Annotated in this window: 16 protein-coding genes; 3 read left to right on the top strand and 13 right to left on the bottom strand. The window is 68.3% G+C overall.

The features are described 5' to 3' along the window. Positions 1–465: 465 nt before the first annotated feature. The 5 genes from ACYCO6_RS20890 to ACYCO6_RS20870 all read right to left on the bottom strand — a co-directional run bounded on the left by ACYCO6_RS20890 (position 466) and on the right by ACYCO6_RS20870 (position 5,179). Positions 466–1,752, bottom strand: coding sequence for an outer membrane beta-barrel protein (locus ACYCO6_RS20890; protein ID WP_459762866.1), 1,287 nt, complete (start codon positions 1,750–1,752; stop codon positions 466–468). A 225-nt stretch (positions 1,753–1,977) separates the two neighbouring features. Continuing rightward, the gene (locus tag ACYCO6_RS20885) at positions 1,978–2,826 is read right to left on the bottom strand and encodes a 23S rRNA (adenine(2030)-N(6))-methyltransferase RlmJ (protein WP_459762864.1); all 849 of its coding nucleotides are present in this window, start codon (positions 2,824–2,826) and stop codon (positions 1,978–1,980) included. A 66-nt stretch (positions 2,827–2,892) separates the two neighbouring features. Further along, complete coding sequence (locus ACYCO6_RS20880; RefSeq protein ID WP_459762862.1) at positions 2,893–3,555, bottom strand: ribonuclease T2 family protein; 663 nt, start codon at positions 3,553–3,555, stop codon at positions 2,893–2,895. Positions 3,556–3,557: 2 nt separating this feature from the next. Then, positions 3,558–4,019: a hypothetical protein gene (locus tag ACYCO6_RS20875; RefSeq protein ID WP_459762860.1), complete on the bottom strand. Its 462-nt coding sequence runs from the start codon at positions 4,017–4,019 to the stop codon at positions 3,558–3,560. Positions 4,020–4,192: 173 nt separating this feature from the next. Continuing rightward, positions 4,193–5,179, bottom strand: a complete 987-nt coding sequence (locus ACYCO6_RS20870) for an extensin-like domain-containing protein (protein ID WP_459773640.1) — start codon at positions 5,177–5,179, stop codon at positions 4,193–4,195. Positions 5,180–5,290: 111 nt separating this feature from the next. Between ACYCO6_RS20870 and ACYCO6_RS20865 the strand changes: the two genes are divergently transcribed. Then, positions 5,291–6,523 carry an amidase gene (locus ACYCO6_RS20865; RefSeq protein ID WP_459762858.1) on the top strand — a complete coding sequence of 411 codons (1,233 nt, stop codon included), beginning with the start codon at positions 5,291–5,293 and terminating at the stop codon, positions 6,521–6,523. 21 nt (positions 6,524–6,544) lie between these two features. On the opposite strand, the gene ACYCO6_RS20860 is transcribed toward ACYCO6_RS20865, so the two are convergent. Further along, positions 6,545–7,690 (bottom strand): AI-2E family transporter, encoded by a 1,146-nt coding sequence (locus ACYCO6_RS20860; protein ID WP_459773639.1) that lies wholly within the window; start codon positions 7,688–7,690, stop codon positions 6,545–6,547. A 163-nt stretch (positions 7,691–7,853) separates the two neighbouring features. Between ACYCO6_RS20860 and ACYCO6_RS20855 the strand changes: the two genes are divergently transcribed. After that, entirely contained in the window at positions 7,854–8,003 is a 150-nt protein-coding gene (locus ACYCO6_RS20855) for a hypothetical protein (protein ID WP_459762856.1), read from the top strand. 5 nt (positions 8,004–8,008) lie between these two features. On the opposite strand, the gene ACYCO6_RS20850 is transcribed toward ACYCO6_RS20855, so the two are convergent. After that, the gene (locus ACYCO6_RS20850; protein WP_459762854.1) at positions 8,009–8,476 is read right to left on the bottom strand and encodes a molybdenum cofactor biosynthesis protein MoaE; all 468 of its coding nucleotides are present in this window, start codon (positions 8,474–8,476) and stop codon (positions 8,009–8,011) included. 233 nt (positions 8,477–8,709) lie between these two features. Here ACYCO6_RS20850 and ACYCO6_RS20845 point away from each other — a divergent pair, with 233 nt between their 5' ends. Beyond that, entirely contained in the window at positions 8,710–9,729 is a 1,020-nt protein-coding gene (locus ACYCO6_RS20845) for a DapH/DapD/GlmU-related protein (protein WP_459762852.1), read from the top strand. 11 nt (positions 9,730–9,740) lie between these two features. On the opposite strand, the gene ACYCO6_RS20840 is transcribed toward ACYCO6_RS20845, so the two are convergent. The 6 genes from ACYCO6_RS20840 to ACYCO6_RS20815 all read right to left on the bottom strand — a co-directional run bounded on the left by ACYCO6_RS20840 (position 9,741) and on the right by ACYCO6_RS20815 (position 15,041). Beyond that, positions 9,741–10,469, bottom strand: a complete 729-nt coding sequence (locus ACYCO6_RS20840) for an amino acid ABC transporter ATP-binding protein (protein WP_459773638.1) — start codon at positions 10,467–10,469, stop codon at positions 9,741–9,743. A 152-nt stretch (positions 10,470–10,621) separates the two neighbouring features. Next, positions 10,622–11,314: an amino acid ABC transporter permease gene (locus ACYCO6_RS20835; protein WP_459762850.1), complete on the bottom strand. Its 693-nt coding sequence runs from the start codon at positions 11,312–11,314 to the stop codon at positions 10,622–10,624. A 57-nt stretch (positions 11,315–11,371) separates the two neighbouring features. Continuing rightward, a complete protein-coding gene (locus ACYCO6_RS20830) occupies positions 11,372–12,094 on the bottom strand; it encodes an amino acid ABC transporter permease (RefSeq protein ID WP_459762848.1) in 723 nt (240 codons plus the stop codon). Between the two features lie 89 nt (positions 12,095–12,183). After that, a complete protein-coding gene (locus tag ACYCO6_RS20825) occupies positions 12,184–13,107 on the bottom strand; it encodes an amino acid ABC transporter substrate-binding protein (protein WP_459762845.1) in 924 nt (307 codons plus the stop codon). 394 nt (positions 13,108–13,501) lie between these two features. After that, a complete protein-coding gene (locus ACYCO6_RS20820; protein ID WP_459762843.1) occupies positions 13,502–14,623 on the bottom strand; it encodes a branched-chain amino acid ABC transporter substrate-binding protein in 1,122 nt (373 codons plus the stop codon). Between the two features lie 49 nt (positions 14,624–14,672). Then, the gene (locus ACYCO6_RS20815) at positions 14,673–15,041 is read right to left on the bottom strand and encodes a DUF6867 family protein (RefSeq protein ID WP_459773636.1); all 369 of its coding nucleotides are present in this window, start codon (positions 15,039–15,041) and stop codon (positions 14,673–14,675) included. Between the last annotated feature and the right edge of the window lie 4 nt (positions 15,042–15,045).

Below are 15,045 nucleotides of genomic sequence, written 5' to 3'. Positions count from 1 at the left end.
TCAGCCTGGGGCTGTCCTGCGCATGCGCCTCGGTCAGCGCGTAGGAGGCCGCGCGAACCACGTCCTTCTTAGAGGCCTCAGGATGCTTCCCACGAACGGCAGCGCGCAACGCCTTCGGCGTCATGCCGCGCGCAGCGACACTTCTCAAGGTCGCCGATAGACTTTCGATCGGAACCATAAGAACTCTCGATATCGCGGGTCGCACGCACGGGAAATTACATGCTGCCGTGACGAACTCGCAAGTTGCTCAACCCAGCAACCGGGACGCCAGCGCAGTGCGCATCTGCCTTATGTCTTCCATAAACGCGCCCGCGAGACCGCAACAATCCTTACAATGGTCGCTCAAGATGCCTTATGTCACGGCAAAGAATTCGCCACCATTGATCGCGCAAACAAATACCCCCGGACGCGAGTCCGGGAGCCTGTTCCGGCACCGCGGGGCGGATGCCGGCGTGGATCGTTGAATCAGAAGGTGATGCCGGTCTCGACCATGTAGCGGTCCTGCGACGTGCGGTTGCCGGTCCGGCCGAAGCCCGTGCCGGGTATCAGCAGTCCCTCATCGGTGACGGCGGCGCGGGTGATTCCGCCGAGTTCGACATGGGCGTACTCGACCCGGAAGAAGAAGCGGTCGAACGTAAAGGTCGGCGTGACAGTGACCGAGAAGGCGTTGCTGCCGGCGCCGAAGCCGAGCAGGTTCGTCGTTCCGGAACCCCGGACACCCGTCTGTTCGGTGTACTCGATGCGGCCTGCGAGGGAGAAATTGTCCGTGAACGAGTAGGCCGCCAGGAGCGCGCCGCCGTAGGTCGAGGCGGAATTGAGGATTCCGACGCGCGGATCCCGCTCGACGTTCGTGAACTGGAAGTACGGCGAGACGATCCACGGCCCGTTCGCGTAAGTGTAGTTGATGTCGAAGATGCCGCTGTTCTGCTGGAAACCCGGCGTGGCGAACTGATAGCGCGGGCTCCGGGCGAAGGCGTTGGTGTGGCCGAGGTTGAGGCCGCCATTGACTCCGATCGTATTGTAATCGTCGAGCTTGTAGGCGACGTTGCCGGTAAACCACGTGATCTCGTTGGAGAAGAAGCCGTCCGTACCGGCGAGGGACACCGAGAGCGGACCGCTGCTGTAATTGAGCTGCACACCCTGGTTGATGAAGTTCTCCTGCACGAATAGGAGGCCGCGGTTGATGTTCAAGTTCTGATAGGTGAACAGCAACTCGGTACCGATGAGGGTGAACATCCGGCCGCCCTGGACCGACCACTCATCATTGATCTGGATCTTGCCGTAGGCGACCGGCACCGGGCCGAACAGCAGGTCCGTCTGCGTGAACGTCCCCAGGGTCGGGAAGCCGAGCTGCGGGATCGAGTAGCCGCCCGCCTGCACGTAGAACTGGAACGCGCCCTCGGGCTTCTGGATGATGCCCTGGATGTTCGAGAAATCGAACCGCGCGGACCGATCCCGATCGTTGGGCGCCGCCGGCGTCGAGAACGACGCGAACGGGTTGGTCTGCGTATAGCCGTAGCCGGTGATGGCGCCGCCGACATAGAGGTCGCCGAGCGGACCGGCCGAGAAGCAGGTCGGGTTCGGGTTGGCCTTGATCAGCCCGCCGAAGGTCGGGCCGAGGAGCGTGGCCTTGCACGGCTCGGGCGGGGGCGGCACGGGAGCCGGGGTCGGGGCCGCCAGATCGGCCGCAAGGATGCTGGTCGACGACAGCATCACAGCGGCGAGGCCGGTCAGGGTTGATCGCTTCAGCATGGGGATCGCAGCTCGTTGGGGTTCGTCTACGGCCAAGCTGACATCGGGCGGCGAATGACACAAAATCAAACATAAAGCAGTTGCACTAATTTTGTGCAGTTCCGTATCGCCCGCGACGTTCGCCCGGGAAATGTGACTTTGTGGCCACAATCGGCGATGCGGCCCAGACGTCAGCCTCTCCGCGGCGCTGAAACAGCTTCGCGACGACGGCTCAATGCTGCTGAGTCAGGCTTTCGGGCCGATCGGATCGCAGCGAAATCCTCCGAACTCATGGCGCGCCAAGCGTTCGGCCAGAGCCGGCAAGAACAGCATCGCCTCCTCGGCGAGGCGCCAGGGCGGATTCACCACGATGAGCCCGCTGCCGGTCAGCCGCGTGGGGTCGTCCGGCCGGTCGATCAGCAGGTCGAGTCGCAGCGCCGGGCGGGGCAGGGCGGCATCGAGGTCTCGCACCATCAGGTCGATGGCGGCGGCATCCTTGATCGGGTACCAGGCCAGGAAGATCCCGGTCGGCCATTTTGCGACCGCGCGGGCGAGATGGGTGCCGAGGCGCTCGATCTCGCCGGGCACCTCGTAGGGGGGATCGATGAGCACGAGGCCGCGTCGTTCGGGCGGCGGGATCTGGGCATTGACCGCGGTCCAGCCGTCGAGGCTCAGAACCTTGGTGCGCGGGTCGCGCTCATAGCGCTCCCGCAGGATCGCGGCGTCCGCGGGATGGAGTTCCACGAACACGCCCTTGTCGCCGGGGCGCAGAGCCGCGCGGATCACCGCGGGCGAGCCGGGGTAGGCGGTGGCGCCGTAGCGCGCCTGCACCGCAGCCACGACCGCCCGATAGGGGGCGAGGAGCGCCTCGACCGGCGGCGCGAAGGGGACGTCCATCCGGCCCCAGCCATCCCGCCACTCGCCGGTGCGGGCCGCCTCGTCGGCGGCGAGATCATAGACGCCGAGGCCCGCGAAGGCGTCCAGCGCCCGGAACGGCTTGTCCTTGAGGGACAGATACGCGAGCACCCGCGCCAGCACGAGGTGCTTGAGCACGTCGGCGTGATTGCCCGCGTGGAAGGCGTGCCGGTAATTCATGGGCTCGCCCTCAAGCGGATCCCACGTCCCAGGTCCAGCGTCGGGCGCCGAAAACCGCGAAAAAAATCAGCGGGCCGCGTCGACAGTGACTTCCGGCGCCCGGCAATTGCCGCGCGCGACCTCAGGGCAGGGGGTGAAGCCGCGCAGATCCTTGCTGAAGCAGATCCGGACCTCCTGCAGCTGTCCCCGCGCGCAGGTGACCGACATCATGTCGGGGCGCAGGCCTCGATTGACGGCCACGAATTGCCGCGCGATCTCGATCGGTGCCAGGCTCCGCGGCGGACCGCCACCCTTCAGGCCGTCCGGGATCGTCACCGCCAGCCGGGCCTCGCGGGCGGCGGCGAAATAGGCCGCGGGGTCGAGGCCCGAGCAGGTGCCGTGCTTGCGCCACTCGTAACGGGCGAGACCCTCGCTGGGATAGACCTGCCCGGCCACCTCCATCGCCTGCCGTGTGGGCTGGCGCGCTACCGCCGAGCAATTCTCCGGGTAGCCCCGCGCATATTGGGGCCACAGCCCGTGCAGGACGAAGCCGAGGCCGCGGCCGGGGGCGCACTGGACATCGTCTCGACCTGCGCCCGAACCCGCGCAATAGGTGGGAGACCAAGAGAGGGCGAGCACGTAGAAGTCAAAATCGCCGGGCGATCCACGGCGAGCGAAGCCGCCGTAATCCTGGGCCAGGGCCGGCCCGGCGAGCAGAAGGCCCGCGAGACAGGCGGCGCGGACGCGCATCCTCAGGGACGCGCCATCCGGCAGGCCGTGGCGTAGGCGAAGGCCAGCTCGCGGTCGAGGCCATGGACGCAGAACTCCACGCCCCAGGTCGCGCCGATGATGCCGAGGCTCTCGCGCACGGAGTAATCGACCTTCCGGCGCACGCCGTCCGACGTCGTGACGGTCGCGGTGCAGAACCGGCGCGGAATCGTGTCGAGGCCCCAGGGCCGCCAAGCCGTACGCTCGATCGTGTCGAAGGACAGGATCGTCATCGACGAATTCCAGTACTTCGCCTCCTTCTCGGCGAAGTTGGTGGAGACCCGCTCCAGCACCGACGGGTCCTGGCAGCCGGGGATCTGCGCGTCGAACGGGAATTCCCGCTCCTCGGCAGGTTCGATGTCCTCCCGTGCCGAGCGGGCGAGCGCCGGCTGGGCCAGGGAGAGGAGGGCCAGCCCGAGGGCGAGGCCGTTAAGGATCGTGCGCATGGCGCGTGCCTCGGAGGGTTTACGGTCCGGCATCCCGGAACGATGGCTTGGCCGCGCCGACAGTCAAGTTCCGGCGCGCCGGGGACGACGCTTTACCGGCAGGTGCGGCGCGGCCGCTACACCGGAGTTTCCGGCTCAGCCCAAGCGGCGGCGCACCGTCCGGGATCGGCCGCTCAGTAGATCGGCCCGGTGCTCGGCGGTGCCCCGAGCTGGAGCGGCTCGTCGTAGTCTTGTGCGGGCTCCTCGGGGGCGGCAGCGGCGACCCGCGGCGCGGGCCGGGCCGGAGGCGCGGACGTGTAGGCCGAGGCCGCCGGAACGCGGGCCGGGGCGCGGGCGACCTGGGTGGCGCCCGATGCCTTCGACATCGGCGACAGCCCGTAGGGATCGTCCTCCTCGACATCCACCGGGGATTGCGGGGCGGCCGGCTGCCGCGGGGGCGGCACCGGACGCGACAGAGGCCGCTCGACCCCGGTCCCGAGCTGGGGCGTGAACTTGATCAGCGGCTGACAGATCCGCTTCAGGCCGCGGGGATCGTGTCGGGCGAGATCGACGTGGATGTGGTCGTAGTGGAACACGTTCGAGCCGGGCGCCAGCACCGTGGTGAAGCGCTGGCAGGCGCCGAGGAAGATCTCGCGCAGGAAGCCCTGCTCAGCCTCGGTCCCGCGCCAGCCACCCTTGACGGTGATCACGTGGCCGTCGGCGAGCTTGATCGACATCACGTCGACCGCGTTGCCGAAGCCGTGCTCGGAGAGCTTGGCGCCGGCCTGGTTGTTGCGCCCGCGGCAGGAATAGGAGCCGGCGTTGATCTCGGCCACCGGCACGCCGAAATAGAGATTGGCGGCGGGCTGGATCGTGTCGGCGAGCCAAGCCTCAGCCTCGGCGAGCGCCGGGCAGCCCAGCGTCATCCGCTGCTTCAGAAGGACGGAGCCGCCGGCGAGGCGCGTCACCCGGAAGGGCTGCTGCATGCCGCAGGGGCCGGGCCCGTCCATCGCGGCGATCGGCGTGATGAACTCGGAAGGTTCCACGAGCTTCTTGGCCAGGCAGACCTGCTCCGCCTGATCACGCCACGGCTCGCGCCGCTCGAAATGGTTGATCGAGCACGCGGTGAGCCCTGCGCCGAACAGCGCCAGGGCCGAGAACAGGGGTACGCCACGCCACATGGCCCGGACGATGCGCACGGTCCCGTAAAGCGTTCGTCAACGGCGATTCGGGAATGCGGCGGCCTGTGGCACCTCGGTTGACACCCGCCCGACCCGCGGACTGAATGCATTATGCTCTCGCTTCTCGATCTCCGCGCCCGCATCGAAGCCGGCACCCTGACGCCCGCGGGCGCAGTCGACCTGTGCCGGGTGGCGATCGCCGAGCGGGAGCCTGACTTGCACGCCCTGGTCACGGTCGATGCGGCGCCGGCCATTCCCGAATCGGGGCCTCTCGCCGGGATCGCGGTCGGCGTGAAGGACATCATCGACAGCACCGGCCTGCCAACCCAGATGGGCTCGTCGATCTACCGGGACTGGCATCCCCGCGGCGACGCTGCCGTGGTGTCCCGGCTGAAGAGCCTCGGCGCCGTGGCGCTCGCCAAGACGACTACGACGGCCTTCGCCAGCAGCGATCCCACCGCGACCGTGAACCCGCACGATCCCGGCCACACTCCGGGCGGCTCCTCGGCCGGCTCGGCCGCCGCGGTCGGCGCCGGGATGCTGCCCCTGGCGTTAGGCACGCAGACGGCGGGATCGGTGATCCGGCCAGCGAGCTATTGCGGTTGTGCGGCGGTGAAGCCCTCCTTCCGGCTGATCCCGACGGTCGGGGTGAAGACCTATTCCTGGGCGCTCGACACGGTCGGGCTGTTCGCCGCCGGCGTCGCGGACGTCGCCCACGCCCTGGCGCTGGTGACCGGCCGGCCGGAAATCGAGCGGGCCGAGGCCGGCTCCGCGCCCCGCATCGGCCTCGTGCGGCAGGCCTTCGCCGGGCCGCCGGAGCCGGAGGCCGAGGCCGCCCTGGCGCGGGCGCGGCGGGCGGCCGAGCAGGCCGGCACGCGAGTCAGCGACCTCGCGCTGCCTCCGGAACTGGCTGCAGCCTGGGAGCGCCATCGCATCATCCAGAACTACGAGGGCCGTCTGGCGCTCGCCTGGGAGTACGACACGCAGCGCGACGCGCTGCCGCCGCGGGTCCGGGACCATCTCGACGCGGGCGCCGCGCTCAGCCCGGCCCAGTACGACGATGCCCGCCGCCACGGCCACCATGCCCGCCGGGTGCTCAAGGGCCTGTTCGCGGATTACGACGCGATCCTGACCTTCTCGGCCCCGGGTCCGGCCCCTGAGACCCTGGACTCCACGGGCGACCCACGCTTCAACCAGCTCTGGACGCTGATGGGGGTACCCTGCGTGAACGTGCCGGTGCCCGGCCACCGCCTTCCGGTGGGCGTGCAGGTGATCGGCCGCTTCGGCGACGACGGACGCGCGCTGGCCGTGGCCCGCATGATCGAGGCGGCGCTGCGCGGGTGAGGGGCTCGCTATGCAGCCTCGTCACGTGCTCGGCTGCTCGTGGAGGGTATCCTCGACGTAGAGCTGCTCCAGCAGGACCTTGATCACCGCCATCAGCGGAAGGGCCAGGGCGATGCCCCAGAGCCCGAAGATGACGCCGAGGATCAGCTGGCCGGCGAAGATCGTGGCCGGCGGGATGTCGAGGGCCCGCTTCTGGATGAACGGCGTCAGGCCGTAGCTCTCCAGGCACTGCACCGCCAGGTACACGCCGACTGCGCCGATCACCGCCTTGGTGCCGGAGGCCAGCGCGGCCAGGATGATCACGATGCCGGCCACCAGGGGCCCCACCGTGGGCACGAAGGCGAGCAGCCCCGCCTGAAGCCCCAGGATCAGCGCGCCGCCGATCCCCAGGAAGGCCAGGCCCGCCCAGGTGCACACGAAGATCACCGTCATGATGATGAGCTGGCCGAACAGCCAGTGCCGCAGGGTCTCGCCCGCCCCGTCCAGGACCTGGACCGCCCGCCAGCGCTTCTTAGGCGGCATGAATCGGACCACGCCGTCCCGGTAGGCTCGCGGATCGGCCGCGAAGGCGATTCCCAGGAAGGCGATCACCAGGAGGTTGCCCAGAGCGTCGAACAGGCCGAGGATGACGGCGGCCGCCGGTCCGAGGACGCTGCCGGCATCCGATACGAAGGAGCCGCCGCCCTTGAGCAGACCGGACGCGAGGCCGGCGAGACCGCCCTCCTTCTGGCCGGAATCCGTCGAGCCGTCCTTGCCGCCACCCTGCGGCGCCAGGCTCGGCACCTCGATTCCGCGCTCGGCCAGCCAGCCCGACACCGTCCCGGCCTGATCCTTGATCGTGGTGCCGAGGTCGCGCCCCTGCTGCACGATGGTGGCGCCGCCGTAGCTTCCGAACCCGATCGCCACCGCGGCAACCGCGAGGCTGGCGATCGTCAGCCGGAGCGCCCGGGGCAGGGGCAGCACGTGGCCGAGCCCGCGCGTCAGGCCGTCCAGGAACACGCCGAGCAGGACACCGGCGAAGATGAGCAGGAGCGTGCCCACCGACATCCAGGCCAGCGCCAGCGCCGCCACGAAGCAGACCACCGCAATGCCCGACGCCGCGAGCGGTGCCGCGCCGCGCCAGGGCCCGACCGGGCCTTCGAGATCCTGAGGCTTTCCGTCCGACATCATCACTCCTGCGCCGCGGGCTCACGAACGCCGCGGGTGCTCCTGGGTCAAGTGCGGCCGCTGATGCGCCTGTGCGCGGCGCCGGGGACCGGTCAGCCGTTCGCGCGTTAACGGCCCGCGCGACGGCCGGCGCGAAGACGCCGGCGCATCCAGGAGAGATGAGATGAGCAGCCCCTACGGCGAGACACCGATCCGTTCCCTCGGCCCAGGCCGGAGCGTCGACAACGGGGACCAGCTCAGCAGCTTGGTCCTGCTGGGGATCTCAGCCGTCGGAGCCGTCGCCGCGGTGCTGCTCAACGCACTGATCGTGTAAGCACCTCAGGTCCAGCGTTCGGCCGCGGCATCATCCTGGGCCGTCGCCTCGACCCAGCCGCCTGTGGTGCCGTCGGCGAGGTGCTCGCGCTTCCAGAACGGTGCCCGGGTCTTCAGGTAATCCATCAGGAAGCTCGCTGCCTCGAAGGCGGCGACCCGGTGGCTCGAAGCGGTCACCACCAGCACGATGCCGTCGCCCGGGCGCACGCGTCCGTGGCGGTGGATCACGCGCAAGGCCTGGAGCGGCCAGCGTGCCACGGCCTCCTCGGCGACCCGGAGAATCTCGGCCTCGGCCATGCCGGGATAATGTTCGAGTTCCAGGGCCGCCAAGCGCCCGTCCTCGTCGCGGCACAGGCCCGTGAAGGTGACGACGGCGCCGGCCCGTCCGCCGAGTTCGGCGCTCAACCGGGCGATCTCGGCGGCGGTGTCGAAGGGTTCGGCCTGGATGCCGATGTTCGGGACGGGCGCGCTCATACTCCGGTCCATAGGATTATGAGGCGGCGCGAACCAGTCCCGCGCCTGTCACACCGGGCCGCGCCCCTATATGACACGCGCGGCCGCGCCGTGCCGCAGCGCAGGCCGCCGTCAGGAGCGTGGGCTTTGGGGCCGGTGCGCGGACATCCGGCGCGACGGGCGACCGGCGCAACGTGCGCGATCGTCCGGGTCACGCCGCGTGATCCGGACGACGGTGGAATGAGGATGACCGCGTGACCCCCGACCTGATCCTGCCCTACGACGGCGTCCAGCCGGATTTCGCGAGCCGCCCCGTCTGGTGCGGCCGCGGCAGCACGGTGATCGGCGCGGCCCGCATCGGCGCGCAAGCCTGGATCGGCGACGAGGCCGTGATCCGTGCGGACGGGCAGAGCGTCACCCTCGGGGACCGCTTCTGGCTTGGCCATCGCTCGACCGTGCACATCGCCACGCGTACGCACGGTACGCAGGTCGGCGACCGCGTCACCGTCGGGCGCAACAGCGTCGTGCACGCCTGCATGGTGGGGTCGGACGTCGTGATCGAGGATGACGTCGTGATCCTGGACGGCGCGGCGATCGGCGACGGCGCGGTGATCGAGGCGGGGTCGACCGTGTTCCCCCGGGCGAACCTGCCCGGCGGCTACGCCTATGCGGGCAGCCCGGCGCGGCCGAGCCGCCCGGTCGGGCCCGACGAGGTTGCCGAACGCGCCGAGCGCCTGCGCGAGCGGATGGGCGACGGACCCGCCGCCGATCCGGGCGATCCTCCGGAGGTCGAGGCGAGCGTGTTCGTGGCGCGCACCGCCCGCCTGCGCGGACGGGTGAGCCTCGGTGCAGGCTCCAGCGTGCTGTTCTGCTGCGACCTCAACGCCGAGGTCGGCCCGATCGTAGTCGGCGCCGACACCAACATCCAGGACAACACCGTCATCCGCACCCGGGGGGAGGGCGTCGTGATCGGGCGCGACACGACGATCGCCCACAACGTCCGGATCGCCGATTGCCGGATCGGCGCGCGGGCGCTGATCGGCATCGGCGCGACCATCGCGTCCGGCACCCTGATCGCCGATGACGTCATGCTGGCGGCCGGCGCCACGACCGATCCGGGTCAGATCCTGGAGGCCGGCTATCTCTGGGGCGGTCGTCCGGCCCGGATCCTCGCGCCCCTCGATGCCGAGAAGCGCGCCATGATGATCCGCATCGTCGAGGGCTATTGCCAGCACGGCCGGGAATACCGGGCCGCCCAGGAGGCGCTGGTTTAGCCGCGCCGAGTTCAGTGCTGCAGGATCTTCGACAGGAAGGTCTGCGCGCGCTCGGACCGGGGGCTTCCGAAGAAGTCCTCCTTCTTCGCGTCCTCGACGATCTCGCCGCGATCCATGAAGATCACCCGGTCGGCGACCTTGCGGGCGAAGCCCATCTCGTGGGTCACGACCATCATGGTCATACCCTCCTTGGCGAGTTCCACCATGACGTCGAGCACCTCGCCGACCATCTCGGGGTCGAGCGCCGAGGTCGGCTCGTCGAACAGCATCACCACCGGGTTCATGGCCAGCGCTCGGGCGATCGCCACGCGCTGCTGCTGGCCGCCCGAGAGCTGACCCGGGAACTTGTCGGCATGAGCGCTGAGCCCCACCCGGGCGAGCAGGTCGAGGCCGCGCTTCTTCGCGTCCTCGGCGCTCCGACCGAGCACTTTGCGCTGGGCGATGGTAAGATTGTCGGTGATCGAGAGATGCGGGAACAGCTCGAAGTGCTGGAACACCATGCCGACCCGGGAGCGGAGCTTCGGCAGATTGGTGGACTTGTCGGCGACCTTGGTGCCGGCCACCGTGATCTGGCCCTTCTGGAAGGGCTCCAGGGCGTTGACGCACTTGATCAGGGTCGACTTGCCCGAGCCCGACGGGCCGCAGACGACCACGACCTCACCCTTGGCGACCTTGGTGGTGCAGTTCGTCAGCACCTGGAAATCGCCGTACCATTTGCTGATGTTGTCGATGGCGATCATCGTCTCGCCGGGCGCCGCGTCGGGCGTGCCGGAGATGAGGCCGCCCGACTGCAATCCGGCATCCTTCGGGGCATGGCTGCCATCGGCGGCCGTCTCGGTGACGTGGGGGGCCGGCATCGGGGACGAGGTCATAACGCGGGCTCCAGTGTCGGTCAGCGGATGATGGCCACGCGGCGCTGCAGGCGGCGCACCAGGAACGAGGCCGAGAAGCAGATCACAAAATAGACCACCGCGGCGAAGACATACATCTCGACCAAGCGGCCGTCGCGCTGCGCCACCTTCGAGGCGGCGCCCATGAAGTCCGTGAGCGAGAGCACGTAGACGAGCGAGGTGTCCTGGAACAGCACGATGGTCTGGGTCAGGAGCAAGGGCAGCATGTTGCGGAAGGCCTGGGGCAGGACGACGTTGCCCATGGTCTGCCAGTAGTTCATGCCGAGCGCCTGCGCGGCGGCCGTCTGGCCCTTCGGGATCGACTGAATGCCAGCCCGCATGATCTCCGAGAAGTACGCGGCCTCGAAGGCCATGAAGGTGATCAGCGCCGACGGGAAGGCGCCGACCTGGATCGGCGTCGAGGCCCCGGTCACGTAGGCACCGATATACGGCACCAGGAAGTAGAACCAGAAGATCACCAGCACGAGCGGCAGCGAGCGGCAGAGCTCGACATAGCCCTTGGCGAGGTGCCACAGGCCGGGGATGCCCGACAGCCGCGCCATCGCCAGCAGCGTGCCGATGACGACGCCACCCGCCGCCGCCATGGCGGTCAGGGTCACGGTGAAGACCATGCCCTGCCCGAACAGGTAGGGCAGGGACGAGAGGATGACGGAGAAGTCGAAATTCGAGAGCATCGGGGCCTGTTCGCGGTGGCCGTCGGGCGAGGTCGGAGATGCGGGAGCGGGCGGCCCTTAGCGCTGGCCGGGGACGGCGACCGCCTTCTCCAGGAAGGTCGCCGCCGTGACGACCACGAGGTTGATGATCACGTAGAGCACGGTCGCGGCGGTGAACGCCTCGAAGACCTGAAAGGAGAATTCCTGCATCGAACGGGCCCGGGCGGTCAGTTCCAGGAGGCCGATGGTCAGCGCCACCGAGGTGTTCTTGAGATTGTTGAGGAATTCCGAGGTCATCGGCGGCAGGATGATCCGGTAGGCGTTGGGCAGCAGCACGTAGCGGTAGGTCTGGTAGGTCGTGAAGCCCATCGCGGTGCCGGCCATGCGCTGTCCGCGCGGCAGCGACTGGATGCCGGCGCGCACCTGTTCCGCCACGCGCGAGGCGGTGAAGAACCCTAAGCACACCACCGCCGTGTAGAACGGGGCGTCGGGCATCTGCTTGATCGCGTCGCCGAGCCGCGTGGGCAGCAGCTCCGGCAGCACGAAGTACCAGAGGAACATCTGCACCAGCAGCGGCACGTTGCGGAACAGCTCGACATAGGCCGTGCCGATGGCGTTCGCGGTCTTCGACGGCAGCGTGCGCATCACCCCGACGAGCGAGCCGAGGAAGAAGGCGATGACCCAGGAGCAGAGGGCGGTCGTGATCGTCCACATGAGCCCGGAGAGCAGCATGTCGAGATACGTGCCGGTGCCCTCCGGCGACGCGTCGAAGAAGATCCGCCAGTTCCAATTGTAGTTCATAGCGCCGCTTCTACTGTGAACCTGTAGAGACGCACCGCGGGTGCGGACCCGCGGTGCGCTTCATCGCTGGATCGCGTCTCGAACCGACCTCAGTAGGCCGCCGGATCGGGGCTGGAGATCGGAGTCGTGAACTGCTTCTTCATCTCCGCGCTCATCGGCAGGTTGAGATTGATGTTGCGCGGCGGGATCGGCTTGGTGAACCACTTGTCGTAGAGCGCCTTGCCCTCGGGACTGGTGTAGAGCTTGGCGGTGGCGTCGTCCGCGACCTTCTTGAAGGCCGTGTCGTCCTTGCGGAGCATGATCCCGTAGGGCTCGGGCTTCGACAGCGCCTCGGTGGAGATCTCGTAGGCGGACGGGTCCTTCGAGGAGGCGGCGAGCGAGGCAAGCAGCACGTCGTCCATCACGAAGGCGGCCGCGCGGCCGGTCTCGACCATCAGGAACGCCTCGGCGTGGTCCTTGGCGGGCAGGATCGTCAGGCCGAGCTTCCGCTCCGTGTTGGCCTCGTTGATCTGCTTGATGTTCGTGGTGCCGGAGGTCGACACGACGGTCTTGCCCTTCAGGTCCTCGATCGTGTGCAGGTTGGCCGACTTCTTCGAAACGTAGCGGGTCGCGGTCAGGAAGTGCGAGTTGGTGAACCACACCTGCTTCTCGCGCTCGGCGTTGTTCGTCGTCGACCCGCATTCGAGGTCGATCGTGCCGTTCGCCATCAGCGGGATGCGGGTGGCCGAGGTGACCGGATTGAGCTTCACCTCAAGGTTCGGGAGGCCGAGATGGGCCTTCACGGCGTCGGCGATCTTGTAGCAGATGTCCATCGCGTAGCCGATCGGCTTCTGGTCGGCGCCGAGATAGGAGAACGGGACGGACGAGTCGCGGTAGCCGATGGTGATGGCGCCGGTGTCCTTCACCTTCTTGAGAGTGCCGGTCAGGTCCTCGGCCCGGAGACTCAGGGGAGCGAGGGCGAGGCTCAGGCCCAGCGCCGCGGCAAAGCCACGGCGAGCAATAACAGACTGCATCGGTACGGAACTCCTGGATCTGGCCGAACGGAATCGGCTGGCGGCTGGGCCCTCGGGCCCGCCCGCTCGGGCGACGCCATTGCAATGATGGTGCCGGGAGGGGGGTCGAGCGCCACGGGGAACCTTGGCCGTGTCGGGACAGAGCACGGCCACGCTGGCACGCATACGACAAGATGTGCCTCTTGCCGCCCCCATGGCCTCCTCCCAGGTGTCGAGCCGGCCCGCCGCTCGCGCCAGCGGCATCATGCATACTTCTTAGGCGGGCGCACGGGGTCTCGACGGCCTATCAGCAATCAAGACTGACGATTTCAACGCCTCGGAAACGACGACGCCGCCCCGTTCGATCTTGCGGGGCGGCGTCGGCCTGCGAGGCAGGACAGAAAGCCGGTGCGGCTTACTTCGTCAGCTCATTGCCGGCGTAGTCGATCTTGCCGTCGGCGCCCTTCTTCCACTCGTACATGACGTAGTCGGGTCGGGTGATGTCGCCCTTCTTGTCATAGGCGATCGGGCCGACCACGGTGTCCACCGGCTTGCCCTGGTGCAGCCAGTCGGCGATCTTCTTTCCGTCGCTGGAGCCGGTTTCGGCCATCGCCTTGGCGAGGACCTGGACGGCCGCGTACGAGTAGAGCGTGTAGCCCTCGGGATCGATGTTCTTGGCCTTGAAGGCGGCGAGCGCCCCCTTGGCGTTGGGGTTCTTGCGGGCGTCCGGCGGGAAGGTGGTCAGTGTGCCCTCTGCGGCGGGACCCGCGATCGCCACGAGCTCGCGGTCGACCAAGCCGTCGCCGCCCATCATCGGCGCCTTCAGGCCCTGATCGCGCATTTGGCGCAGGATCAGGCCGGCCTCGGTGTAGTAGCCGCCGTAATAGACGACATCGATGTTGGCCGACTTCAGCTTGGAGACGAGCGCCGAGTAGTCCTTCTCGCCCGGGTTGATGCCCTCGAACATGACCTCCTTGCCGCCCTTGGCCTTAAAGGCCTTCAGTGTCTCGTCGGCCAGACCCTTGCCGTAGGGAGTCTTGTCGTGGACGAAGGCGATCTTCTTGCCCTTGAAGTGGTCGGCGAGATAAGCGCCCGCCACCGCGCCCTGCTGGTCGTCACGGCCGCAGGTGCGGAACGTGTTCCACATGCCCCGCTCGGTGAACTTCACGTTTGTCGAGGCCGGCGTGACCTGGATGATGCCGGCATCGAGGTAGACGTCGGAGGCGGGAATCGACACGCCGGAATTGTAATCGCCGACGACCATCTTCACGCCGTCGCTGGCGAACTTGTTGGCCACCGAAACGCCCTGCTTCGGATCGGACGCGTCGTCGCCGACCGTGACCGTGAAGGTCATGCCCTTAAGCTGACCAGACTTGTTGATGTCCTCGGCGGCCTGGCTCGCGCCGTTCTTGAGCTGCGCGCCGATGGCCGCGCTGTTGCCGGTGATCGGCGCGGCGACGCCGAGCTTGACCTCGGCGGCCTGTGCGGCGGCGATCATCGCGCCCAGGCCAAGACCCGCCAGCAGAATCGATCTCATCGCGCTTTTCCCCTTGTTGTCAGGTCCGCCTGCGCGGATCCGGCCACACTCATCGCGCCTCTTTCCCGACCGGAGCCCGCGCCCGCCACGTCAGGGGTGAGGTCTTCTCGTAGAGCCAGCGATACTGGCTCGTCATCTGACGCGTACGGGTGAATCGAAATCCCGCCGCGCCGATGATCATGACGACGATCGCATCGACCGCATAGTAGTGCAGTGACAGAAGCGTGCCGGAAAACAGGGCGTAATGGATGAAGCGCACGGCGGCGGCCACGAGAAGCAGCGCCAGGGCGCATTGCCAGAACGGCCGCCAGCCCCGGGCGATGCCGCGCGCTGCCATCCAGCCGGCCCAGCCGCCCATCACCACGGTGACGAGCAGGAACAGCCAGGCCGATTCCTCCCCGTACAGGATCCCCTGCAGCATG

This window comes from Methylobacterium sp. CM6257 (assembly GCF_054611515.1).
The sequence above is the reverse complement of the archived record's forward strand: the minus strand, read 5'-3'. Positions and strand labels throughout refer to the sequence as shown.

Coding starts and splice junctions, on each gene's coding strand:
- ACYCO6_RS20890 (WP_459762866.1), bottom strand. CDS start 1,752: ATGCTGAAGCGATCAACCCTGACCGGCCTCGCCGCTGTGATGCTGTCG.
- ACYCO6_RS20885 (WP_459762864.1), bottom strand. CDS start 2,826: ATGAATTACCGGCACGCCTTCCACGCGGGCAATCACGCCGACGTGCTC.
- ACYCO6_RS20880 (WP_459762862.1), bottom strand. CDS start 3,555: ATGCGCGTCCGCGCCGCCTGTCTCGCGGGCCTTCTGCTCGCCGGGCCG.
- ACYCO6_RS20875 (WP_459762860.1), bottom strand. CDS start 4,019: ATGCGCACGATCCTTAACGGCCTCGCCCTCGGGCTGGCCCTCCTCTCC.
- ACYCO6_RS20870 (WP_459773640.1), bottom strand. CDS start 5,179: ATGTGGCGTGGCGTACCCCTGTTCTCGGCCCTGGCGCTGTTCGGCGCA.
- ACYCO6_RS20865 (WP_459762858.1), top strand. CDS start 5,291: ATGCTCTCGCTTCTCGATCTCCGCGCCCGCATCGAAGCCGGCACCCTG.
- ACYCO6_RS20860 (WP_459773639.1), bottom strand. CDS start 7,690: ATGTCGGACGGAAAGCCTCAGGATCTCGAAGGCCCGGTCGGGCCCTGG.
- ACYCO6_RS20855 (WP_459762856.1), top strand. CDS start 7,854: ATGAGCAGCCCCTACGGCGAGACACCGATCCGTTCCCTCGGCCCAGGC.
- ACYCO6_RS20850 (WP_459762854.1), bottom strand. CDS start 8,476: ATGAGCGCGCCCGTCCCGAACATCGGCATCCAGGCCGAACCCTTCGAC.
- ACYCO6_RS20840 (WP_459773638.1), bottom strand. CDS start 10,469: ATGATCGCCATCGACAACATCAGCAAATGGTACGGCGATTTCCAGGTG.
- ACYCO6_RS20835 (WP_459762850.1), bottom strand. CDS start 11,314: ATGCTCTCGAATTTCGACTTCTCCGTCATCCTCTCGTCCCTGCCCTAC.
- ACYCO6_RS20830 (WP_459762848.1), bottom strand. CDS start 12,094: ATGAACTACAATTGGAACTGGCGGATCTTCTTCGACGCGTCGCCGGAG.
- ACYCO6_RS20825 (WP_459762845.1), bottom strand. CDS start 13,107: ATGCAGTCTGTTATTGCTCGCCGTGGCTTTGCCGCGGCGCTGGGCCTG.
- ACYCO6_RS20820 (WP_459762843.1), bottom strand. CDS start 14,623: ATGAGATCGATTCTGCTGGCGGGTCTTGGCCTGGGCGCGATGATCGCC.